The sequence below is a fragment of the Nocardia jinanensis genome (genome assembly GCF_014645735.1).
GTDB lineage: Bacteria > Actinomycetota > Actinomycetes > Mycobacteriales > Mycobacteriaceae > Nocardia > Nocardia jinanensis.
Map to the genome: position 1 here is coordinate 1 of NZ_BMMH01000043.1, position 18,941 is coordinate 18,941.

Below are 18,941 nucleotides of genomic sequence, written 5' to 3' on the forward strand. Positions count from 1 at the left end.
GGCGACCACCGAGTGCGGCCAGCCTGAAATCATCTCGTGAGTCTCCTCGGCGCGTCCGTAGGCGTGACACAGGATCCTCAGCTGTACTCGCTTACCGTATCATCGGAGTTACGTATGAGTTGGAGGGTTGATGGCGTGAAGCCTGAGCGGATGGTGAGTAAGGCGCGCGAGCGCCGGCGGTTGGTGACAACCGTCAAGCAGTCGTTGCGGGATTTGCGCGTTCAGCTGTCCGTGCTCAATCATCAGGTCGGTACTCGGATAGAGCTCAAGGACGTCGACCTGGATTGCCTGGACATAATCAATCGCCACGGCGGGCTGAGTCCGAGCGCTCTTGCCCGGCTCGCAGTATTGCATCCGGCGACCATGACCGGCATTATCGACCGGCTCGAACGGGGTGGCTGGGTCGTTCGGGACCGTGATTCGGCCGATCGGCGGTTGGTCACTGTCCGGGCGGTCCGTGACCGTAATGGGGACCTCTTGCGGCACTTCTCGGGCATGAACACCCTAATGGACGAGTTATGCGGTGAGTACAGCGATGAGCAACTCGAACTGATCGCAGATTTCCTGCAGCGAACCACGGGTGCGGGACGAGAGGCGACCGACCAACTGGCCGCCGACTAACCCACGCCGCCCGGATCGGTGCCTTCGGCGCATTGCAGGCGCATCGCGCGGCTATATAGAGCCTTGCGATTGCGAGGACGACCCCCGGTAACGATGGGGTGAATCTCGCATGCTCACCGGATGAGATGTCTGATCGTCGTGGTGCTTCCGCGGACGGTGGTTGCCCGCAAGGAAGCAGGCGGCCACCGAAACCACGCAATCAGCGCTTGCTGAGACTGCCGGTACTTAGGATGAAGTTGCCACCCTGCTCGTCTGTGCCGGTCACCATCGAAGCCTGGCGTTCACCGTCGGTGGTGATGGTCCAGGACCGCAGGGTTACCGCGGCGGATGTGGGCCGCGTGAACGTTTGGACGGCGGGATCGAGCCGGGCGGTATTTCCCCGTGCCAACAGAGTCCATGTGCACCCGTCGTCGGTTCGAGCAGTGACTCTGTTGTCATAGTCCTGTGTGATCCGGACATTCCCGTGCTCCTGCGACCGTTCTGTGAGACGGGTGTCGCCAGGAGCTGGGCGGGCCGTGGTCCGCATGTTGATCCCGGTGGTGGGGTCGACAGAATCGTATGCCCATGTGCCGGTGAACTTTTCGGCGGCCTCCGGGTCGTATTCCTCCGTCTTCGTGCGCACACCGTTCTCCAGCACGAAGTCGTAGTCGCGTTCGGGGTGATGGGTCTTGGCGCGAATGGTCTCCTTCTCCTGGTCGCCGTTCACAGTGACCGTCCATTGAGTGACAGTGTATTTGACGTTCTGGGTGGGGTTGTGGCACAGCTGGGATGGTGGGTCCAGCTCCAGGGATGCGGCGGTCGCCTTGAATCTCCAGGTGCATCCGAGATCCGTGCGGCCAACAATCCGGTCTGGCCCCTCCGTGGTCACCACGAGATCACCGATCGTGGGCACCTGAGTTCGGCCAGGGGCGTCCGACACCGTGATGTTCGTCATCGTGGCGCGATCCGGCTGGGTGTAATTCCATTTGCCCAAGTACTTCTCGACGATGCTGCTTCGGTCGTCGGTGTGACTCGGCTGAGGCGTGCACGCGATCGCCGCAGCCGCGACCGTAAGGGGCAGCAGGATGCGGCACACCCGCGATGACGTGGTCACGGGTTTGGGATAGTGCATTCCGTCCTCCGAGGTGAATGCCTGTGGGCGCCAACAGACGGAGGCGCTCTTCCAGATGATATGAATTCCAGATGATTAGAATTTCTAGTCATCAGAGTCGCGAAGGAGTTCGGGGATGTCAAGTGAGCGAGCTCGGGTTGTTGGGGAAATCTCAGATCGGCTCAGGAGTACCACGCAGCGTGCCGTCGAGATGACCCACCGCGGCCGGCGTGATCGGAGTCAACCCCACCGACCTGCAGTGCATCCAGTTGCTTCAGGGCGGGCCGCTCACTGCCGGAGAACTGGCGCGCCGCACCGGGCTCACGACAGCCGCAGTGACGACCATGGTTGATCGGCTGGAGCGGGCCGGCTTTGTGATCCGCACTCGCGACACGGCGGACCGACGACGGGTAAGTCGTCGAACTCCAAGCGGAGCGGGTCAGCGCCGAGGTCGGGCCGGTATTCCTGCCCTGGTCAGTGCCTGGCGCGACCTGATGGGCGCGTACGACATTCGGGATCTGCAACTCATCGCCGGCTTCCTCGGTCAGGTGGAAGAAGCGATCGATACCGCGATCCGCCGACACCGCGACAGCTGAACTCATCACCGTGATCTGCCGGTGTGCCCTACAGGTCAGGTGCCTGTCAGGCTGGGCGGCGAGCTATTGCTGGACCAGCGGGGCCTTCTGGGTGGCGCAGTCGTCGCAGACCAGCGAGACCTGCCAGCCCGTGCTCAACGATGCGGCCCCGCCATTTTCGCACCGTCATCTCCGACACTCCTGCCTCGGCCGCAACATGGGTGCGATGAGTCGGGGCCGGGCCGCCAGGGGTCGATTCCGACTGGATCAGATACAGCAGGTGGTCCAGTCGACTCTCGAACTTAACGCACCCGGCCCGGCGCACACCGGCATGATTCGGCACCGCAACGCATACGCCGCTTCGACGTCGCCGCCCGGGCACCTCTCGCGCCAACTCCCGAGGCTGCGCCTCGGTCACCACCAGATCCGGACGCGATCTCAAGCGCCACGTCCTCACCAGCGCTGAATCATATTGTCGGAAAATGTATTTCAGGCGCGAAACACTATCCTCGCTGAGCCGGCGTTCGGCGCCCGCCGATGCCTGAAGCTCCTCCTTGCCCGAGCGTTGGTAGGTGCATCGCTCGCCGCCCCTTCCCGCTTCACGTCAGTCGCGAGCAGTTGCTGAGAGCCGGTCGACGGCGTCCGTGGCCGAGCTCGAGTAATCTCTGGGCGCGGACCGTGCTTCATTCCATACCATATGCTTGCAATGTAGTATTGGAATCATATAAGCTACGAACGCGGGCAAATACTCCCGCGGTCGACAGGAGACTCAAGGATGCCCCCTCAAAGTTCGATGTTGTGCGACTGCCCGCTCGCGCCGGTCCGGTCCGGGTGTCACCCAGTCGGTCCTGACTGAATGAGCTCTGGAGAGTGGTCGTGCACGTGGTCTGGAAACCGAATGACCAGGCAGTCGCATCCGGTGCGAATTTGGGAAGTTTCATTCGCCTGCAAATCGGCTGATTTATTTACGTCAATTCCTAGGATATTAATATGCGTAGCTTGCCTATGATGGCCGTTGTGGCTGTTTTGCCGAGTGTTGCAACGGGACTCGGTTCCGGTTCCGCCATAGCAGAAGATGTGCAGGTAATCACCTACAGCGAGTTCCGAACTGTAAGCGATAACTGTAGCGTCTTATATAAGAAGTTGATCATGAACTGTGATGAAGACTATAGGGACCTTGATTCGAGAAAGCGGTGTTACGGTAGGGCCCGGGATTCTTATACGAAATGTTTGGCAAGTCAATAAATCGTCAGGAGTCGGCAGTGCGCGGTCCGCCGTCTGTTCGATTCCGATCTGTTACACATGGGGCCGTCTCACCAGATGATTCTGATTGCAACGAAATTCGACCGGTCGCGGGCGACATAGCTGACGCTGGCCAGATTCGGGGCAGGCCGGGCAAGCCCAGGGTGTAGTTCGGGTTGGTCAGTTCGATCTACGACTGGACCGACCCGTTGGGCAAGCGCCCTGGCCATGGTGGTCGAGGTTGCGGCCGACCTCGACCACCTGCGCCCGTGAGGGTACGGCGAAGGGCTGTCTCGAGGGTGAGCAGCCGACTACCGCTGCCAGCGCGGAAGACAATCTCGCCGGGGCCAGGACGCCGACGACGTGAGCCTGACCAGCCTCGCCGAAGAATACCGCGTCGGCAGCCCCTCTCACCGCATCATCAGCGGGGGTCACCGTGGGCACAACGCAACGACAAGGCGATAGGAGTTGGATAGTGTGCAGTGGACTGCCGCTGCCGCCTTGCGTGGGCTGGCTAGTGACCTGCAGGTGATAGCGCTAGCCGGGGGCTGCTGCTTGCGCGATCGGCTCATGGTGTTTCCCCTTGAAATCCGTTCCGGTCTCCGCACGGTCATGCGGGCTGAAAATCGATTGGCTGGGCATATCGACAGTGCCGGTCGACAGTTCCCTGGCGTGTTTCACTCTGGCAGCCCAGGGCCGCGAGAGGCGGGGGCGCCACTGCAACCGTTCATGCGGCGGGACCCAGCCACCGAAGCCCAGTTTCTGAACACTGACATCGAACACCAGGTGCGCACGCTCGAGGAGGCGCTCGGCATCCACACCGATGCACAGCGAGCGATCGAGCTCAGCTTGTTCATGGAGGACAAGTTCCGCGACATCGCCTTCATCGCTGGCCAACCGCGCCCTGAAACGATCTTCGATGGCCTTGAAGGCTGGGCCAGTTGGCTCGACGCCCGGTTGTGTGCCCGACAACATCTCGACCAACCCCTGACTGTGGAGTTGATCGGGGAGATTCATCGAAGGCTGAGGATCCGACATGACCCTGGCGGTGCCGGACAGATGTGCGGTCAGCTCCCGTGGAGTATGGGCATACTGGATAGACCACTAACCGAGCGCGAACTGAGCGCCATCGAGCAGAACCCCCTGATCACCTATGCTCCAGGGCCATTCCGATCCGACCCTCACGGCATAGTGCTGACTCCGATCGTCGAGGGCCGGCCTGGAGCACGCGGAGTGCGATGGTTGCATGAGCCCCTCACCGATGTGGAGGTGGCAGTGATCAGGCAGGACCCCTTACTCAGTTATCGGCGTCCGGGCATGCCGATCCATGAACATGGTGCGATCGTTTACCCCAACTTCGGCAGCGTCGAAGGCACCCGCGAATTCATGGAGTCGTTGTGCCAACGCCACCAAGCGGCAGCAAGCGTGCCCGGCTACGACGCGTATCAGGCCGCCGCCGAACTACAGCGTGATTTCATCAGTGCGCATGCGTGGCAGGGCGATTTCCACGGCCGTCACTCCCGGATACTGATGAACTTCGTTTTGGAGCAGTCGGGTGCACCACCTAGCGCGGTTGCCGAGTTCGATAACGACCTGCTGACATCATTCTCCGACTGGATCGACGCGGTCAGGGCCGGAAGCAGCCGGTACAAGCAATGGCAAGACAGGGTCTTCGAGCTGAGTGACGATGCCGACCCAGTGACAATTTTCGATCTGGAACCGATGCGGCAACTCTATCAAGAGATGGGTGGTTCACCGCACCCCTTCACACCAGAAGCGCAACACGACGGCGAAATATACGAACGGCTGCGCTCCCAACTGTCCTCGAACGAATGAGCCACCGGAGAGTCCAGGGGCGGGGCTGAGCACGGACCGATTTCCCGCTCAGCTGGCCCGCGCTGATCGACCACAACCCCGAAACGCTGGCCCGGAACCAGGGAATGTTGGACCGACAAGGACCGTATCGCTGCCACCTACCGGCTCCTGGATGCCCACGGTTTCCAGTCGGGTATAGGTGTGTTCCTATGGGCCGAGCCCGATGCCAAGTTTTCGATCGAGCAGAAGAACCGCTCGCCGCTTGACCGAGACGACCGGACTGCCGGCCACTGTGGATTCGGTGTTCCGGCCCGATTCGCGGACACTTTTAGCGATATGGCCCATGGTCAGCTACCCGCCCAGGCGCGGATGTCGGCGGAGTCCCGGTCGAGAGTGGGGGCGCTCGGTGGCCGGAACGTGTGGTCTCGCGGCCGCGCGTCGAAGGACCCGTCGGGGCGGCCCCGGCAGTGTGAGCGTTCCCAGTGAGTCGTGCTCGACCTCGACGAGCTGGCCTTGGCTGTGGGTCTGGTCCCATTCGCAGACTTCATCGATGGACCGCACGCGTCCGGACGGTATACCCAGCTCGTCGAGTCGTTGCAGCAGGGCTTTCGACGTCCAGTCCGCGAACGTCGTTTCGATCGTGGTGACGGCCGAGAGGCCCATCACCGGATCGCCTTCCCAGTGACCGGCAACCTGCCGGGATTCGACCTCGACCGGACGCTCACTGATCGGCACGAGTCCCGAATCACGCCTCGCCCATCAGGTTTGCGAGCCCGTTTCGGGCTGCGCATCGGACGCCCGGTGCGCAACCGCTGCGTCAAGGTGCGGTCGATCGCTTTGCCTCGCGGGTCGAACAGTGCCAGATAAATCGCTTCGTGCGAGACCTGCATTTCCGGGTCGTCGGGGAAGTGCCGACGCAGCCACCCGGCGATCTGCTCCCGAACCGGTGACGGCAGCGGCCAGCGAGCTGGTGGCGTTATCCAGACTGCGGTCGAGCCTGCGGAGTTCGCCGGCCAGGTCGGCAGCCTGCCAAAGGGACCGGCCGCAGTGTTCACGGAGACGCATCGACCGCGGTAGCTGGGCTGCGGCCTCAGCAGTGGCCATTTCGGCAGCCCTGCGGCCGCCAAATGGACCAGCAGCCGGTGCGGCATGTTGACGGCCTGGGTGCGGGTTCGGAGCAGGTCGTCGCGGTATTCGGTGAGCGTTCGCAGCACCTGAGCGGTCACGTCGGTGTGCGTGGACTGCAGTCCGGTGCTGTTCAGCGCGGCGATACCGACCGTCAATGCGTCGACTTCGTCGGATTTTGCGGCCGTGTGCGGTCGAGAGCACCCGGACTCGGTACAGCGAATTCAACTGGAAAATCCAGGGTTTCGATGCCATCGACGGCCGGCTTCTGCGCCAACGGAGCGCCGAGTCCACGAGCCCCTTCATTCGCCCAGATCGCCGCGGTCAGAGGGCTGGTCGAATCGGGGCGGTTTCGGCATGACACCTCCAAGAGGCCTACGAACGAACAGGCCCCAACGAGGAGGGCAAACCAACTCGGGCGGTGCAGACCTCTCTCGAGCCACTCCTTGTGGACAGCCACGGCCGGGACGCACGCCGTTAGAAAGTCGATCCCGGATCGCCGCCGGTGGACCACGGGTCGGCGCCCTTCCGGTGGCTCAGGAATCGGTCCTTCTGATGAGCAGGCATCGAGCAGACGTGAAGGAAAGTCACGGACTCGTCGGTAGCAGCCGGATCGAGGTTCGCAGATTTCATTTGCATTGCCAATTTAAATGACAATCAAGTCGTCTTGCTACCCTAAGCGTGTGCCGAATCAGCCACTGGATGACCGCGGGGTCTTCCTGCTCTCTCAAATCGGCCATTATGTCGCGCGCAAGTTCGCCGTCGGCCTTGCGCCGCTCGGGCTGGCTCCGGCGCATTTCGGGATCCTCACCCACCTCGCAGCCATCGACGGACGCAGCCAGCAAGAGCTGGCCGATCTGCTGCATGTTCATCGCAACGCCATGGTCGGACTCGTCGACGAACTGGAAGCACGCGGCCTGGTAAAACGCAGTCCGCACCCGTCCGACCGCCGCGCCCACGCGTTGCACCTCACCGATCACGCACACCACGTATTAGAAGCTGCCTCAGCGCAAGCTCAAGCCATCGAGGACGAGGTTCTCGCCCCCCTCGACGAGGCCGAACGCACCCACCTCATCTACCAGCTGCGCCGTCTGTCCGCGCACGCCGACTTGCCTCCCGGCGTACATCCCGGCCTGCAACGACGCCGGCGCGCGACCCCTCGAGCCCCCGCTGGTGCGTCAGGCGACACCACGCCTCAGATCGAACAACACGATGCCTGACCGAAGGCCGCAGTGGCTATGAATAGCAGGACCTCGTTCTCTGATGCCGCGATATCGGCGACGAACCCCGCTCGATCACCCTGATTCCGGTCGCACTACGCGCCGCGTCCGACCGATTCGGTGTCCAGTGCCGACCCGGCGCGCGAGCGTGGCGTTTCCGCACATCTATGCAGCGCCTCGTTCAGGCCAACAACCACTGTTCCTCCGGATGGCATAACTATCCGCTTGGTCAATTGCTGCGGCACGCGCATTCAGAAGGCGAATCCAGCAGCCGTAGTTGTCACCTACGGCTGCTACCCCGCTTGCCTCGGGGGAGCTTAGGGGAACAAGCTGCTGTCGCCCACTGCTGCCGCACTTGAATGGCCGCCCGGATACAATACAATTTACTGATCATACGAGCTTCGTATATGATGGAGGCAGCCCCGATCGCCGCGGCGATGTCGTCGGCTACAGACAGGAGGATCCACACATGCTCGAAACCGCTTTGTGGGCTGCTCAAGCATTCCTCGGACTTTTCTTCCTGGCTGCCGGACTGCCCAAGGTGTTCGGTCGGGGAGTCGACTGTTGGGTCGGCTTCGACTCCCTTGCGCGACCGCTAGTCATCGTCATCGGGTTTTCCGAGATCGCGGCCGCTGTCGGGCTGGTTGCGCCGATGCTCGTCGACATTGCCGGATGGACGACACCCCTTGCCGCACTTGGCATAGGCGTCGTCTCGCTGATGGCAAGCGGCTTTCATATTCGCGCCGCTGGCGAAGCGCTTAATTCCATCGAGTGCGCCCTCTGGGCCGCACTCGCCGGAGCAATCGCGATCGGTCGGTGGCCAGAAGTGTCCGACGCACCAGCCATTCCAGACGAGGTCCTGGTGGGCTCTATAGTCGCCATTATCCCTGCAACGATCGCCATCCTTGTCGTGGTGTCAAAACGCCCGATCGAGCCCAGCGTCAGTGAGCAACAGCGCATCGCACCAATACGCTAGCGCCGCCGCTCGGCGTCCCCACCGTCACGCCAGCTCGCCGGCGGGGACTGTCTGAAAATTGCGGCTCTGGCCCACTTTCGGTGGTGCCTGTGAGGTGACGGCGGCACGATAGCCCCGTGGCTGAGGTAAGTGTTGGTGTCGGCGTGGGCGGTCACCGGCCTGATCTCACGGTTGGAGTAACCAATGGCCTCGTCGTCCGGTGCGCCGGTCGCGACGACGGTGATCATCGGGATGGCAGGCGCACCGCAGGGGGCGACCGATGTCGTATCATCGGAGGTTCGTACAGTCCGGAGGTTGGCAACGTGAAGTCCGATACGGAGGCGAATGCGGCGCGCCGGCGTCGGCGACTGGTAGTGGCGGTCAAGCAGTCGCTGCGAGATCTGCGTGTCCAGTTGTCCGTTCTCAATCACCATGTCGGTGTGAAAATCGAGCTCAAGGACGTCGATATGGACTGCCTGGATCTCATCAATCGGCACGGTGGTCTCAGTCCGTCCGCTCTCGCCCGATCGGCGGGGCTGCATCCCGCCACGATGACCGGGATCCTGGACCGGCTCGAGCGTGGCGGCTGGATCGTTCGTGAACGGTCCTCGTCCGACCGGCGTGCCGTCACCATACGAACGGTCGGGAACCGAAGTGGTGAGATCTTCCGTCATTTCTCGGGGATGAACACCCTCATGGACGAAGTCTGCGCGAACTACACGGAGGCCGAACTCGAGCTGATCGCGGACTTCCTGCAACGTTCCACCGGCGCGGGGCGAGACGCCTCCGATGAGCTGGCCGGATGACACTGTGACATCGGTTGTGCCGATGTAGCGTAGGTGCCTACCGCAACCTCCGGTCCGGTAATGGTCGGCCGGTGAACACGATCCGCGTATCGGGCCTGCTTGTTTCCGGTCCGGTTTCTCTATTCAGGCGAGGACTTCCGCCGGTGTCGCTGTCGGCACCGGCTACCGGCCTTTGCTCAGGGCCGGCTTTCGTGTACTAGAGCGCCGATTCGAGGGCCTCCCGCCGTTGCCGGTCATCCCGTGTCCTCGCCTCCCGTACTGCCCCGCCTGCAAGAACGTGTTCTCGGGCTGGGGGAGGCCGCCGCATGCCTGTGACGCGAGGTAAAGCTGTGTCCGACATCACTGTATTATTCTGACTCAATATTATACGATGTTCGTATCATCTGAATTTGGCGGGATTGGCGAACGTCGAAGTCATATCGGGCCGAGCGGAAGGCTCCGATAGCGGACCTCCACGCCACCGGCCGAATCCACTGATTCAGCCGGGCGGCAGATAGTCGCCGGCCATATCGACCGAAGGGACCGATTCCGCTGTGGAAACCACTCATGTCATAGTCGCGATCGTCACGATCGTGGCGAATACGTTCTCCGGGCTGGCCGCTATCACGAAGTTCGGGCCGGTCATGCGCACACTGCGGCCGGCTCTGGCGACCGCAGGTATACCGGAATCGTGGCTGGTGTTCCCGATCGGGACTCTGAAGCTGGCCGGAGCACTCGGGATTGCCATAGGCCTCTTCGGCTTTCCGTGGATCGGGACGGCGTCGGCAATCGGACTCGTCCTCTACTTCGTTTGCGCGGCATATACCCACGTCAGGGTCAGCGATTATGTAGCGCAGTTCTACGGGGCGGTCACTATTTTCCTGCCCTTGGCTGTCGCCACCACAGTGCTCGGCTGGCCATAAGGCGCCCCCACGTCGCGAATGGCACCCGTCGGTATCGGTGGGAAACCGCAGCGGCTCGAAACAACGGTGTAGAACCATCGACTCGTGCCTCGGTCATCCGAGGTGCGGAAAGGAATGACCTGATGAGTGCATCGCAGACGGTGACGATCGCCGACCTCCTGCGTCTACTGCGGGAAGTAGCCGGTGAGGCCGAATTACCGGACGACGATCTGATCGACACAGAATTCGAAGAACTCGGCTACGACTCTGTTGCCGTCATGGAGGCGAATGCCCGGTTGGTCAGGGAGTTCGGCCGGAATCTCGACCTCGAGGAGGTCGACGGTGCACGTACCCCGCGGCAATTGCTGGACTTGGTCAATAAGACTGTGATCGAAGCATGAACCCTCCGGCACGAAGTGCGGATACGACAACGGAACCGGTCGAATCCGGCGTCTTGCCAACCACGACCGACCGGGTCGCGATCGTGACGGGCGGCACCAGCGGAATCGGATTGGCGATAGCGGAACATCTGGCAGGTCAGGGCGATCGGGTGTTCATCTGCGGCCGGAACGGGGCGAGAGTGACCGATTTGGTCACCCGGCTCACCGAGTTCGGGATGCGGGTTTCCGGGGCCGCCTGCGACGTCCGGTCGGGTGTCGAGCTCGAACAATTCGTATCGGCGGTAGCGGAAGAATGCGGCCGGATCGACATACTGGTCAACAATGCCGGCCGTAGTGGTGGTGGCGTTACCGCCGAATTGAGTGAAGACCTGTGGAATGACGTCATCGAGACCAACCTGAACAGTGTCTTCCGTGCCACCCGGGCTGTGCTGCGCCTCGGTGGAATGCGCGACCGCGGGTGGGGCCGGATCATTAATATCGCATCGACGGCCGGCAAACAGGGCGTGGTTCTTGCCGCACCCTATTCGGCCTCCAAACACGGAGTCGTCGGATTCACCAAGTCTGTGGGTAATGAACTCGCCGCCACCGGGATCACGGTCAATGCCGTATGCCCCGGATATGTGGAAACCCCTATGGCGCAACGGGTGCGGGCCGGCTATGCGGAAGCCTGGGAAATCTCGGAAGATGATGTCCTGGAACGGTTCCATGCCAAGATTCCGCTGGGCCGGTATTCGACTGCCGCGGAAGTCGCGGGCCTGGTCAGCTATCTGAGCTCAGACCTCGCAGCCTCGATCACCGCACAGGCGCTGAATGTCTGTGGCGGTCTCGGAAACTTCTGAGAGCTCGGGATAGTGCTGTGATCGATAGCGAATTGATCTCACCCCAGGTATTGATTGTGGGGGCCGGGCCGGTGGGTCTCACGCTGGCCGGTGAGCTGGCACTGCGAGGTGTCGATGTCCTTGTCATCGACAGGCTCCGCGAAACGGGTACCGCGCCGCGCGCATCCCGGATAGGTGCCCGCACCATGGCGTTCCTCGACCAACGAGGTTTGATGGGCGCGGTAACCCCAGCAGCCCGTTACACGACCCTTCACTTCGGCGGAGTGCCACTGGAGCTCGGCAAGCAGGCAGATCGCTACAGCGGTGACTGGGCGGTATCCCAGCCGCGCCTTACAGAAGTGTTGAGAGAACGGGCGCTCGCACTGGGGGTGTCAATTCGGCAACCCTACGAGTTGCATGATTTCGTTGCGGGGGAGAGGGTTCGATCCAAAGTCGGAACGGGTATCGGATCGATTTCCATCGTCAGCGACTACCTGGTGGGTTGCGACGGTGCGCAGAGCGCCGTCGCGCGTATCGGAGGTTTCCCGTTCGAGGGGCGGCCGACGACTCGATGCCTGTTGTGGGCCGACATCGTCGGGGTGGACATACCGGAACGAAGATTTCACCGACTGCCTGGTGGGCTGGCCGTAGCCGCGCGCCGGGACGCCGCGTCTACGAGAATCATGGTGCACGCGCGGCAACAACCCCTGGGCGAACCCGGGCCGCCGACACCCGGCGAACTCGCGCGAGCCTGGCGAGCAGTGACAGGAGAGGACATCGGCTCGGCAATCGTCCTGCGGATCGGCCGATTCCAGAACGAGAATCGTCACGTGACCGAGTATCGGCGCGGTCCTGTCCTGCTGGCGGGAGACGCGGCGCATCGGCACCTGCCTATCGGGGGATCGTCACTCGATCAGGGTCTGCACGACGGCATATGCCTGGGCTGGAAGCTGGCGGCGCAGATCGCGGGCTGGGCTCCGGCCGGGTTGCTCGATACCTATCACAGCGAGCGCTACGTGGCGGGAACCACGACCGCTGCGGCGATTGACGCGCAGGAGAACCTCTTGCTCGGGGGGCCCGAATTCGATCCGATCCGACGGGTGATCGGCGATCTCGCGCGCCTACCGACGGTCGCACACTACCTGGCCGGTGCGCGCACCGGGTCGTTGGATGCCGGAGTGGTTCCGGATCTGCGGGTCACGACAGCCGGGGGTGTGACAACCAGTTGTACCGCGCTGCTGCGCGATGGTCGCGGGTTGATCCTGGACCTACACGGCGACGTCGAGGTGCGAGCCGCGGCCGCCGGCCGACGCACCCGTATGCACTACGCCGTCGCGGTGGACCCACCGAAACGGTCTGCCGCCCCGGCCGCTGTCGTGGTCCGGCCCGACGGCCATGTCGCCTGGTCCGGAGAAGATCTGGACGAGATGCGCCGGGTGATCCGCAAGAACTTCGGCGATCCGGACGGCCACCCCGCGGCAGTCGGTCACGCATTCCACGAATTTCATACCGAAAACTGATCGATCGAAGGGTACCGCCATGTACAGCACTCTTATCGTTGCCCGGATGAATCCTGAGGACGGTGGCCGAGTAGCTGAATTATTCAGTGATTTCGACAAAAGCGATCTTCCACGTCGAATGGGAACATTCCGACGCCAGCTCTTCAATTACAAGGGACTCTATTTCCACCTGCAGGATTTCGACTCGGACAATGGCCGAGATTCGGTGGAGGGCGCGAAGAACGATCCACGGTTCGTTCGTATCAGCTCGGATCTGAAGCCGTTCATCACCGCCTACGATCCTGGCTGGCGCACACCCGCCGACGCAATGGCCGACCGGTTCTACCACTGGTCCGCCGAGTGAGCCGGACGGAGCGAAGAATCAGATGGAGCACCTAGTGGACAACCGGCGGGTAGTGATCACCGGTATCGGTGTGCTGGCTCCCGGAGGCATCGGAACCGAGCGATTCTGGGAGTTACTCAGCGAAGGGCGTACCGCCACACGGACCATGACCATGTTCGACGCTTCGGATTACCGGTCTCGTATCGCCGCCGAAGTCGATTTCGACCCGACGGCACACGGTTTGGGTCCGCGGGAGCAGCGGCGGATGGACCGAGCGGCTCAATTCGCTGTGGCAGCGGCGCGGGAAGCTGTCGCGGGCAGCGGCATCGAGTTGGGTGCGATGGACCCTTCTCGGATCGGTGTCTCGGTGGGGACGGCGGTCGGTGCGACCACCGCGCTCGAGCAGGAATACCGTGCCGCCAGCGATGACGGCCGCCACTGGCTGGTGGATGAGCAATACTCCACCAGGTTGCTCTACAACCATTTCGTCCCCAGTTCCTTCGCTGCCGAAGTCGCATGGTCGACCGGCGCCGAGGGACCGTGCACGGTGATCTCCACCGGATGCACTTCCGGGATAGACGCGGTGGCTCACGGTTGTGAATTCATTCGTGAAGGCAGCGCAGACGTCGTCATCGCCGGCGCGACCGAGGCCCCCATCTCACCGATCACCGTGGCCTGCTTCGACGCGATTCGGGCCACGAGTACGTTCAACGACGACCCCGAACATGCCAGCAGGCCTTTTGATTCGACGCGCAACGGGTTTGTTCTCGGAGAGGGGGCGGCTGTATTCGTCCTGGAAGAACTGCACGCCGCCCGCGCGCGGGGGGCACATATCTACGCCGAAGTGCGGGGGTATGCCACCCGGAGCAACGCCTACACGATGACAGGACTCCGAGCGGACGGAGCCGAGATGGCAGCGGCCATCGAGGCGGCTCTCACACAGGCCCGGGTGAACCCGAGCGATATCGACTATGTCAACGCGCACGGCTCGGGAACAAAGCGGAACGACATCCACGAGACAGCCGCCCTGAAACGCAGTCTCGGCGCGGACGCGCACCGCGTTCCGGTCAGCTCCATCAAATCCATGATCGGGCACTCGCTGGGCGCGATCGGCGCCATCGAGATCGCCGCCTCGGTTCTTGCGATGGAGAACAACGTGATCCCGCCCACCGCCAACCTCCGCACCCCGGATCCGTCTCTCGACCTCGACTATGTGCCGCTCACGGCTCGCGAGTGCGCGGTGAGAACCGTTCTGACCGAGGGAAGCGGTTTCGGTGGCTTTCAGAGTGCGATGGTGCTGGCGACCCCGGATGGAGCACGGTAATGAAAGTAGTGGTGACCGGAATCGGCGTCACAGCGCCCAACGGTCTGGGTACCGAAGATTTCTGGCACCGGACCTGTCATGGATGTAGTGGCATCCAGGCGATCACGAGTTTCGATACCACCGGTTATCGGTCGACTGTCGGCGGCGAGATCACAGATTTCATCGCCGAGGAATTCCTACCGGGCAGGTTGATCCCGCAAACCGACCGGATGACGAAATTGGCGCTGGTCGCCGCGGCCGAGGCGCTGGCGGACGCGGCGGTGAGCCCGGAGACGTTCGATCGGTCCGAGGCCGGAGTCGTGACAGCGGCGACGTCGGGTGGTTACGAGTTCGGTCAGCGAGAACTCCAGAATCTCTGGAGCCTCGGCCCCGACCGGGTGAGCGCGTATCAATCCTACGCATGGTTCTACGCCGTGAACACCGGGCAGATCTCCATACGGCACGACTTGCGCGGGCCGGCCGGTGTAGTTGTCAGCGATGGGGCCGGAGGGCTGGATGCGCTGGCACAGGTGCGCCGTCAGATCCGCCGCGGCACTCCACTATCGGTCGGTGGCGGCATGGACGCCTCACTGTGCCCGTGGGGCTGGATCGCCCATCAGGCCACCGGGCGGATGAGCGGGAGCAACGATCCCGATCGGTCATACCTGCCATTCGACGCCCAGGCCGACGGCCATGTTCCCGGCGAGGGCGGGGCGATGCTCGTGGTGGAGCAGGAGGCCGCGGCGACGGCCCGCGATGTCCCGCGGATCTATGGTCGCATTGCGGGATACGGCGCCACCTTCGATCCGCATCCTCGGACCGGACGGCCGCCCGCATTGCGGGCAGCGGTGGAGCGCGCGCTCGACGACGCGGAGATCGAGCCCGGTGCGGTCGATGTCGTCTTCGCAGACGGCGCCGCCGTACCGGATCTCGATCGTATCGAGGCATCGGTGCTCCGGGCCGTCTTCGGCGCGGGCGCTGTTCCGGTTACCGTGACCAAGAGTATGACCGGCCGGTTGGGCGGTGGTGCCGGCGCGGTGGATGTGGCGACCGCTCTGCTGGCGATGCGTGATGCCCTGATCCCGCCCACGGTGCACAGCAGACCCGCCCCGGAATACGAACTCGACCTGGTGACGCATCTTCGTATCCAGCCGTTGCAAACGGCGCTGGTGATTGCCCGCGGCCATGGTGGTTTCAACTCCGCTCTGGTTCTTCAGAGCGCGTAGCAACAGATATCCGATATCCGGCACTGGAAGGTTCTCCATGACAACAGAAACCGAGCTCGGTCCGCCCGGGCGCACGACACGGCATACGGTCGTTGTCCCGGCATCCGCGGATCGGGTGTTCACCTGGCTCTCCGATGCGGCTGTCTGGCCCACCATCTTTCCACCCACGGTGCATATCGAACAGCTCTCGTCGAACGGTGACGACGAGCGGTTGGCGATCTGGGCGACCGCGAACGGTGAGGTGAAGTCGTGGACTTCGCGCCGCAGACTGGACCGGGGGCAACGAACAATTGTGTTCCTCCAGGAGAAATCGGCTCATCCGGTGGCTTCGATGGGTGGGATGTGGGCCGTCGAGGAGCTGTCCGGTAATCGATCGCTGGTGCGCCTGGACCATCAGTACCGTGCCGTCGACGACGATCCCGCGGCTACACAGTGGATCGCCGACGCCGTCGAAACCAACAGCACGTCGGAACTTGAGGCTCTCGCCGGTCACGCGGCCCACGGTCCGCGCGAGACGATGACAATTCTGGATGATGTCGAGATCGACAGTGCCGATGCCCAGAACGTATTCGACTTCCTCAACGACGCCCAGCACTGGGCCGACAGGTTGCCACATGTGAGCGCCGTCGATTTCCGTACCGTCGGTGACACCGGTGCGCAGATCCTGCGGATGGATACCGCTGCCAGAGACGAGTCCACACACACCACCGAATCGGTGCGGGTGTCCTTCCCCGGCGAGCGAATCGTCTACAAACAGACGACGCCGCCGGCCCTGATGAGGTCTCATATCGGGTGCTGGTCGTTTACCCGTACAGAGGCGGCGTGCCGGATCTGGTCCCGGCACAACGTCGTGATCGCCACCGACAATATCGGCGCGGTGCTCGGTGCTCGAGCCACCGTCGACGACGCCCGGAACCTGATCCGTGACTCGCTGAGCGCCAACAGCCGGTCGACCCTCACTCATGCGAAGGAATACGCGGAACGGCTTCGGCGGTGAACAACGACAACGGCATTCGCGTTCGCGGTGATCGAGACCGGCCCGCGCCGGCGGCGGGAATAGTCCGGTGAGCCCGCGTGTCGCGTTCGTATTCCCGGGCCAGGGCTCACAGCGGCCGGGTATGGGCGGCAGCATTCTCGACCATCGGCCGGACCTGCTCGGAACCTACTATCGGCGCGCCGACTCCGAGCTCGGTTTCGGCTTGACCGAGTTGTGCTTGAGCGGCCCGGTGGAAGCATTGCGTGAGATGGCGACCACCCAGCCGGCGGTACTGTTGACCAGCGTCGCCGCGCTTGCGGTGCTTCAGGAGCAGGGGGTGGTTCCCGATGTGGTGGCCGGACACAGTCTCGGCGAGTACATGGCGCTCGTCTGTGCCGGTTCGCTGAACTGGGTGGATGCCCTGCGGTTGGTGCGGTTACGCGGCCGGTTGATGGCCGAGGCCAACGCGATGGTGCCCGGCCGGATGGCGGCAGTGATCGGATTACCGGTTGTGGAAGTGGAGTCGTTGTGCGGCATGGTCGCCCGGGAGACCGGGCGAGTGATCGAAGTCGCGAATCACAACGACCCGCGCCAGGTGGTGGTATCGGGAGAAGTGGCCGCAGTCGCCCGTTTCATGGAATTGATCGAGGGCGCCGGAGCCGAACGTGCAGTCGTACTGCGGGTCGGCGGGTCCGCGCATTGCAGTCTGCTGGGCAATATCGAGCCCGAGTTCACCGCGGCATTGCGGCAGATCGAGGTCCGTGCTCCCGCCCTTCCCTTCGTCTCCAGTGTGTCCGCTTCGGTATTGACGACAGCCACCGAAGTGGTGGACTGCCTGCGTGCTCAGCTCGTTCAGCGAGTGCGGTGGGTCGAGGCGGTGGAAGTCCTGTCCGGTCTCGGGGTCGGTAGCTATATCGAGGTCGGGCCCGGAAAAGCGCTTGCCGGGATGTGCGGGCGTATCCACCCCGGAGCCGCAGTCTACCGGACCGATGACTGGACCCAGCTGGGCCACGCGGTAGAGGCCTGTGCCCGAGTCCGCCCGGCGGAAGAAGAGGCCGCGATATGACCGATACTCCGATCGCACTGCTGCTGCCGGGACAGGGCAGCCAGTTCGCAGGGATGGCGCTGGAGTCGTATCGGGAGGGTAAACGGTTCGCGCGGGTGATCGACGACTTCTTCGATCTGATGGGTGAACAAGGGCATCAACCGAAACGACATTGGCTCTCCGGTGACGCCGATCTCGACGACGGCCGAATCGCGCAACCGCTGATCTTCGCGCTCGCGTACGCGTTCGCCGACACCGTGATCGCCAACGGTGTGGAGGTTGCTGCCGTGCTCGGCCACAGTATCGGGGAACTCGCGGCGGCGACAGTGGCCGGCGTGTTCGATCTGCCTGCGGCCGCCCGGATCGTTGCCGCCCGCTGTCACGCGCTGGACCGGTCGCCACCCGGAGCCATGTTCGCGGTCGCCGCGGGAGTCGACGCGGTCCTGGCGGATCTGCGGCCGTCGTGGGTTCGCGCCGGAGTCGCGATCGCGGCGGTCAACAGTCCCGTGCGCACCATTGTTTCCGGCCCGTATCCACAGGTGCGTGCCACCGAGTCGGCGCTGACGCGGCGTGGGGTCGTTACGCGGTGGTTGCGGGCGAAACAGCCGTGGCACAGCCCCTGCATGGCCGCGGTCGCTTCGGAATTCGAACGGGCTGTGGCCGCCGAACCGCTGGGTGAGCCGAAGATCGCGCTCTGGTCGGGACGAACCGGTGGGCGAGTCGGCGCTGCCGAGGCGCGCCCGCAGTTCTGGGCCGAGCAGATCGCGACTCCGGTCCTGTACTGGGCCGCGTTGTCGGATCTGCTCGCGGACCGCGACTACAGGCTCGTGGACACCGGTCCCGGGACCACACTGTCGGTTCTCGCCCGATCCCATCCGCGTGTCCGCACGGGCAGCAGCGCAGTGCTGGGCCCGGATACAGTCCTGTCTGTATCCGGCGGATCACCCGCGGGGCGGCGGGTAGCGCCATGAGCGAGGCGGGGCCGGGCACCTTCCGGAAC

General features: G+C 63.4%; 19 protein-coding genes and 1 pseudogene. 16 read left to right on the top strand and 4 right to left on the bottom strand.

Annotated features, from left to right (window positions below; genetic code table 11):
* Positions 1-114 precede the first annotated feature (114 nt).
* Positions 115-621 carry a MarR family transcriptional regulator gene (locus IEY68_RS35030; protein WP_229719225.1) on the top strand — a complete coding sequence of 169 codons (507 nt, stop codon included), beginning with the start codon at positions 115-117 and terminating at the stop codon, positions 619-621.
* A gap of 199 nt (positions 622-820) precedes the next feature.
* Here IEY68_RS35030 and IEY68_RS35035 read toward each other — a convergent pair whose 3' ends face one another.
* On the bottom strand, positions 821-1,696 hold the full coding sequence (locus IEY68_RS35035; protein ID WP_189094702.1) for a hypothetical protein: 876 nt from the start codon (positions 1,694-1,696) through the stop codon (positions 821-823).
* A gap of 245 nt (positions 1,697-1,941) precedes the next feature.
* Between IEY68_RS35035 and IEY68_RS35040 the strand changes: the two genes are divergently transcribed.
* Entirely contained in the window at positions 1,942-2,307 is a 366-nt protein-coding gene (locus tag IEY68_RS35040; RefSeq protein ID WP_082681305.1) for a MarR family winged helix-turn-helix transcriptional regulator, read from the top strand.
* A gap of 1,758 nt (positions 2,308-4,065) precedes the next feature.
* Here the strand turns inward: IEY68_RS35040 and IEY68_RS35045 are convergent.
* Positions 4,066-4,512, bottom strand: coding sequence for a hypothetical protein (locus IEY68_RS35045; RefSeq protein ID WP_156426149.1), 447 nt, complete (start codon positions 4,510-4,512; stop codon positions 4,066-4,068).
* Between the two features lie 291 nt (positions 4,513-4,803).
* On the opposite strand from IEY68_RS35045, the gene IEY68_RS35050 reads away from it, so the two are divergent.
* Complete coding sequence (locus IEY68_RS35050) at positions 4,804-5,364, top strand: hypothetical protein (protein WP_156426150.1); 561 nt, start codon at positions 4,804-4,806, stop codon at positions 5,362-5,364.
* Between the two features lie 330 nt (positions 5,365-5,694).
* On the opposite strand, the gene IEY68_RS35055 is transcribed toward IEY68_RS35050, so the two are convergent.
* Together IEY68_RS35055 and IEY68_RS37360 are read right to left on the bottom strand one after the other, a co-directional pair.
* Positions 5,695-6,006, bottom strand: a complete 312-nt coding sequence (locus IEY68_RS35055) for a CoA transferase (RefSeq protein ID WP_058854624.1) — start codon at positions 6,004-6,006, stop codon at positions 5,695-5,697.
* Positions 5,980-6,281, bottom strand: a pseudogene (locus IEY68_RS37360) (transposase); the annotation flags it as partial. The gene IEY68_RS35055 and the pseudogene IEY68_RS37360, both read right to left, overlap by 27 nt.
* 870 nt (positions 6,282-7,151) lie before the next feature.
* Here IEY68_RS37360 and IEY68_RS35060 point away from each other — a divergent pair.
* From IEY68_RS35060 to IEY68_RS35120, 13 genes are all read left to right on the top strand, one after another.
* Positions 7,152-7,688, top strand: a complete 537-nt coding sequence (locus IEY68_RS35060; RefSeq protein ID WP_229719227.1) for a MarR family winged helix-turn-helix transcriptional regulator — start codon at positions 7,152-7,154, stop codon at positions 7,686-7,688.
* 469 nt (positions 7,689-8,157) lie between these two features.
* On the top strand, positions 8,158-8,664 hold the full coding sequence (locus tag IEY68_RS35065; protein WP_058854627.1) for a DoxX family protein: 507 nt from the start codon (positions 8,158-8,160) through the stop codon (positions 8,662-8,664).
* A 302-nt stretch (positions 8,665-8,966) separates the two neighbouring features.
* On the top strand, positions 8,967-9,449 hold the full coding sequence (locus IEY68_RS35070; RefSeq protein WP_058854629.1) for a MarR family transcriptional regulator: 483 nt from the start codon (positions 8,967-8,969) through the stop codon (positions 9,447-9,449).
* 533 nt (positions 9,450-9,982) lie between these two features.
* Positions 9,983-10,351, top strand: a complete 369-nt coding sequence (locus IEY68_RS35075; protein WP_058854630.1) for a DoxX family protein — start codon at positions 9,983-9,985, stop codon at positions 10,349-10,351.
* A 122-nt stretch (positions 10,352-10,473) separates the two neighbouring features.
* Positions 10,474-10,731 (top strand): acyl carrier protein, encoded by a 258-nt coding sequence (locus IEY68_RS35080; protein WP_058854631.1) that lies wholly within the window; start codon positions 10,474-10,476, stop codon positions 10,729-10,731.
* Positions 10,732-10,784: 53 nt separating this feature from the next.
* Complete coding sequence (gene fabG / locus IEY68_RS35085) at positions 10,785-11,570, top strand: 3-oxoacyl-ACP reductase FabG (RefSeq protein ID WP_058854656.1); 786 nt, start codon at positions 10,785-10,787, stop codon at positions 11,568-11,570.
* Between the two features lie 17 nt (positions 11,571-11,587).
* A complete protein-coding gene (locus IEY68_RS35090; protein ID WP_058854632.1) occupies positions 11,588-13,069 on the top strand; it encodes an FAD-dependent monooxygenase in 1,482 nt (493 codons plus the stop codon).
* Positions 13,070-13,088: 19 nt separating this feature from the next.
* Positions 13,089-13,412 (top strand): TcmI family type II polyketide cyclase, encoded by a 324-nt coding sequence (locus tag IEY68_RS35095; RefSeq protein ID WP_058854633.1) that lies wholly within the window; start codon positions 13,089-13,091, stop codon positions 13,410-13,412.
* A gap of 22 nt (positions 13,413-13,434) precedes the next feature.
* Positions 13,435-14,715, top strand: a complete 1,281-nt coding sequence (locus tag IEY68_RS35100) for a beta-ketoacyl-[acyl-carrier-protein] synthase family protein (protein ID WP_058854634.1) — start codon at positions 13,435-13,437, stop codon at positions 14,713-14,715.
* Positions 14,715-15,920: a ketosynthase chain-length factor gene (locus tag IEY68_RS35105; protein WP_058854635.1), complete on the top strand. Its 1,206-nt coding sequence runs from the start codon at positions 14,715-14,717 to the stop codon at positions 15,918-15,920. The genes IEY68_RS35100 and IEY68_RS35105 overlap by 1 nt, the downstream gene beginning before the upstream one ends.
* A 37-nt stretch (positions 15,921-15,957) precedes the next feature.
* Positions 15,958-16,917: an aromatase/cyclase gene (locus tag IEY68_RS35110; RefSeq protein WP_058854636.1), complete on the top strand. Its 960-nt coding sequence runs from the start codon at positions 15,958-15,960 to the stop codon at positions 16,915-16,917.
* Positions 16,918-16,984: 67 nt separating this feature from the next.
* Complete coding sequence (fabD, locus tag IEY68_RS35115; RefSeq protein WP_063916473.1) at positions 16,985-17,962, top strand: ACP S-malonyltransferase; 978 nt, start codon at positions 16,985-16,987, stop codon at positions 17,960-17,962.
* Positions 17,959-18,912: an acyltransferase domain-containing protein gene (locus IEY68_RS35120; protein ID WP_058854638.1), complete on the top strand. Its 954-nt coding sequence runs from the start codon at positions 17,959-17,961 to the stop codon at positions 18,910-18,912. The genes fabD and IEY68_RS35120 overlap by 4 nt, the downstream gene beginning before the upstream one ends.
* Positions 18,913-18,941 lie beyond the last annotated feature (29 nt).

What these genes read in the sequence shown, in the direction of transcription:
- IEY68_RS35120 (WP_058854638.1), top strand. Translation starts at nt 17,959, where the DNA reads ATGACCGATACTCCGATCGCACTGCTGCTGCCGGGACAGGGCAGCCAG.
- IEY68_RS35110 (WP_058854636.1), top strand. Translation starts at nt 15,958, where the DNA reads ATGACAACAGAAACCGAGCTCGGTCCGCCCGGGCGCACGACACGGCAT.
- IEY68_RS35055 (WP_058854624.1), bottom strand. Translation starts at nt 6,006, where the DNA reads ATGGGCCTCTCGGCCGTCACCACGATCGAAACGACGTTCGCGGACTGG.
- IEY68_RS35105 (WP_058854635.1), top strand. Translation starts at nt 14,715, where the DNA reads ATGAAAGTAGTGGTGACCGGAATCGGCGTCACAGCGCCCAACGGTCTG.
- IEY68_RS35065 (WP_058854627.1), top strand. Translation starts at nt 8,158, where the DNA reads ATGCTCGAAACCGCTTTGTGGGCTGCTCAAGCATTCCTCGGACTTTTC.
- IEY68_RS35030 (WP_229719225.1), top strand. Translation starts at nt 115, where the DNA reads ATGAGTTGGAGGGTTGATGGCGTGAAGCCTGAGCGGATGGTGAGTAAG.
- IEY68_RS35095 (WP_058854633.1), top strand. Translation starts at nt 13,089, where the DNA reads ATGTACAGCACTCTTATCGTTGCCCGGATGAATCCTGAGGACGGTGGC.
- IEY68_RS35100 (WP_058854634.1), top strand. Translation starts at nt 13,435, where the DNA reads ATGGAGCACCTAGTGGACAACCGGCGGGTAGTGATCACCGGTATCGGT.
- IEY68_RS35080 (WP_058854631.1), top strand. Translation starts at nt 10,474, where the DNA reads ATGAGTGCATCGCAGACGGTGACGATCGCCGACCTCCTGCGTCTACTG.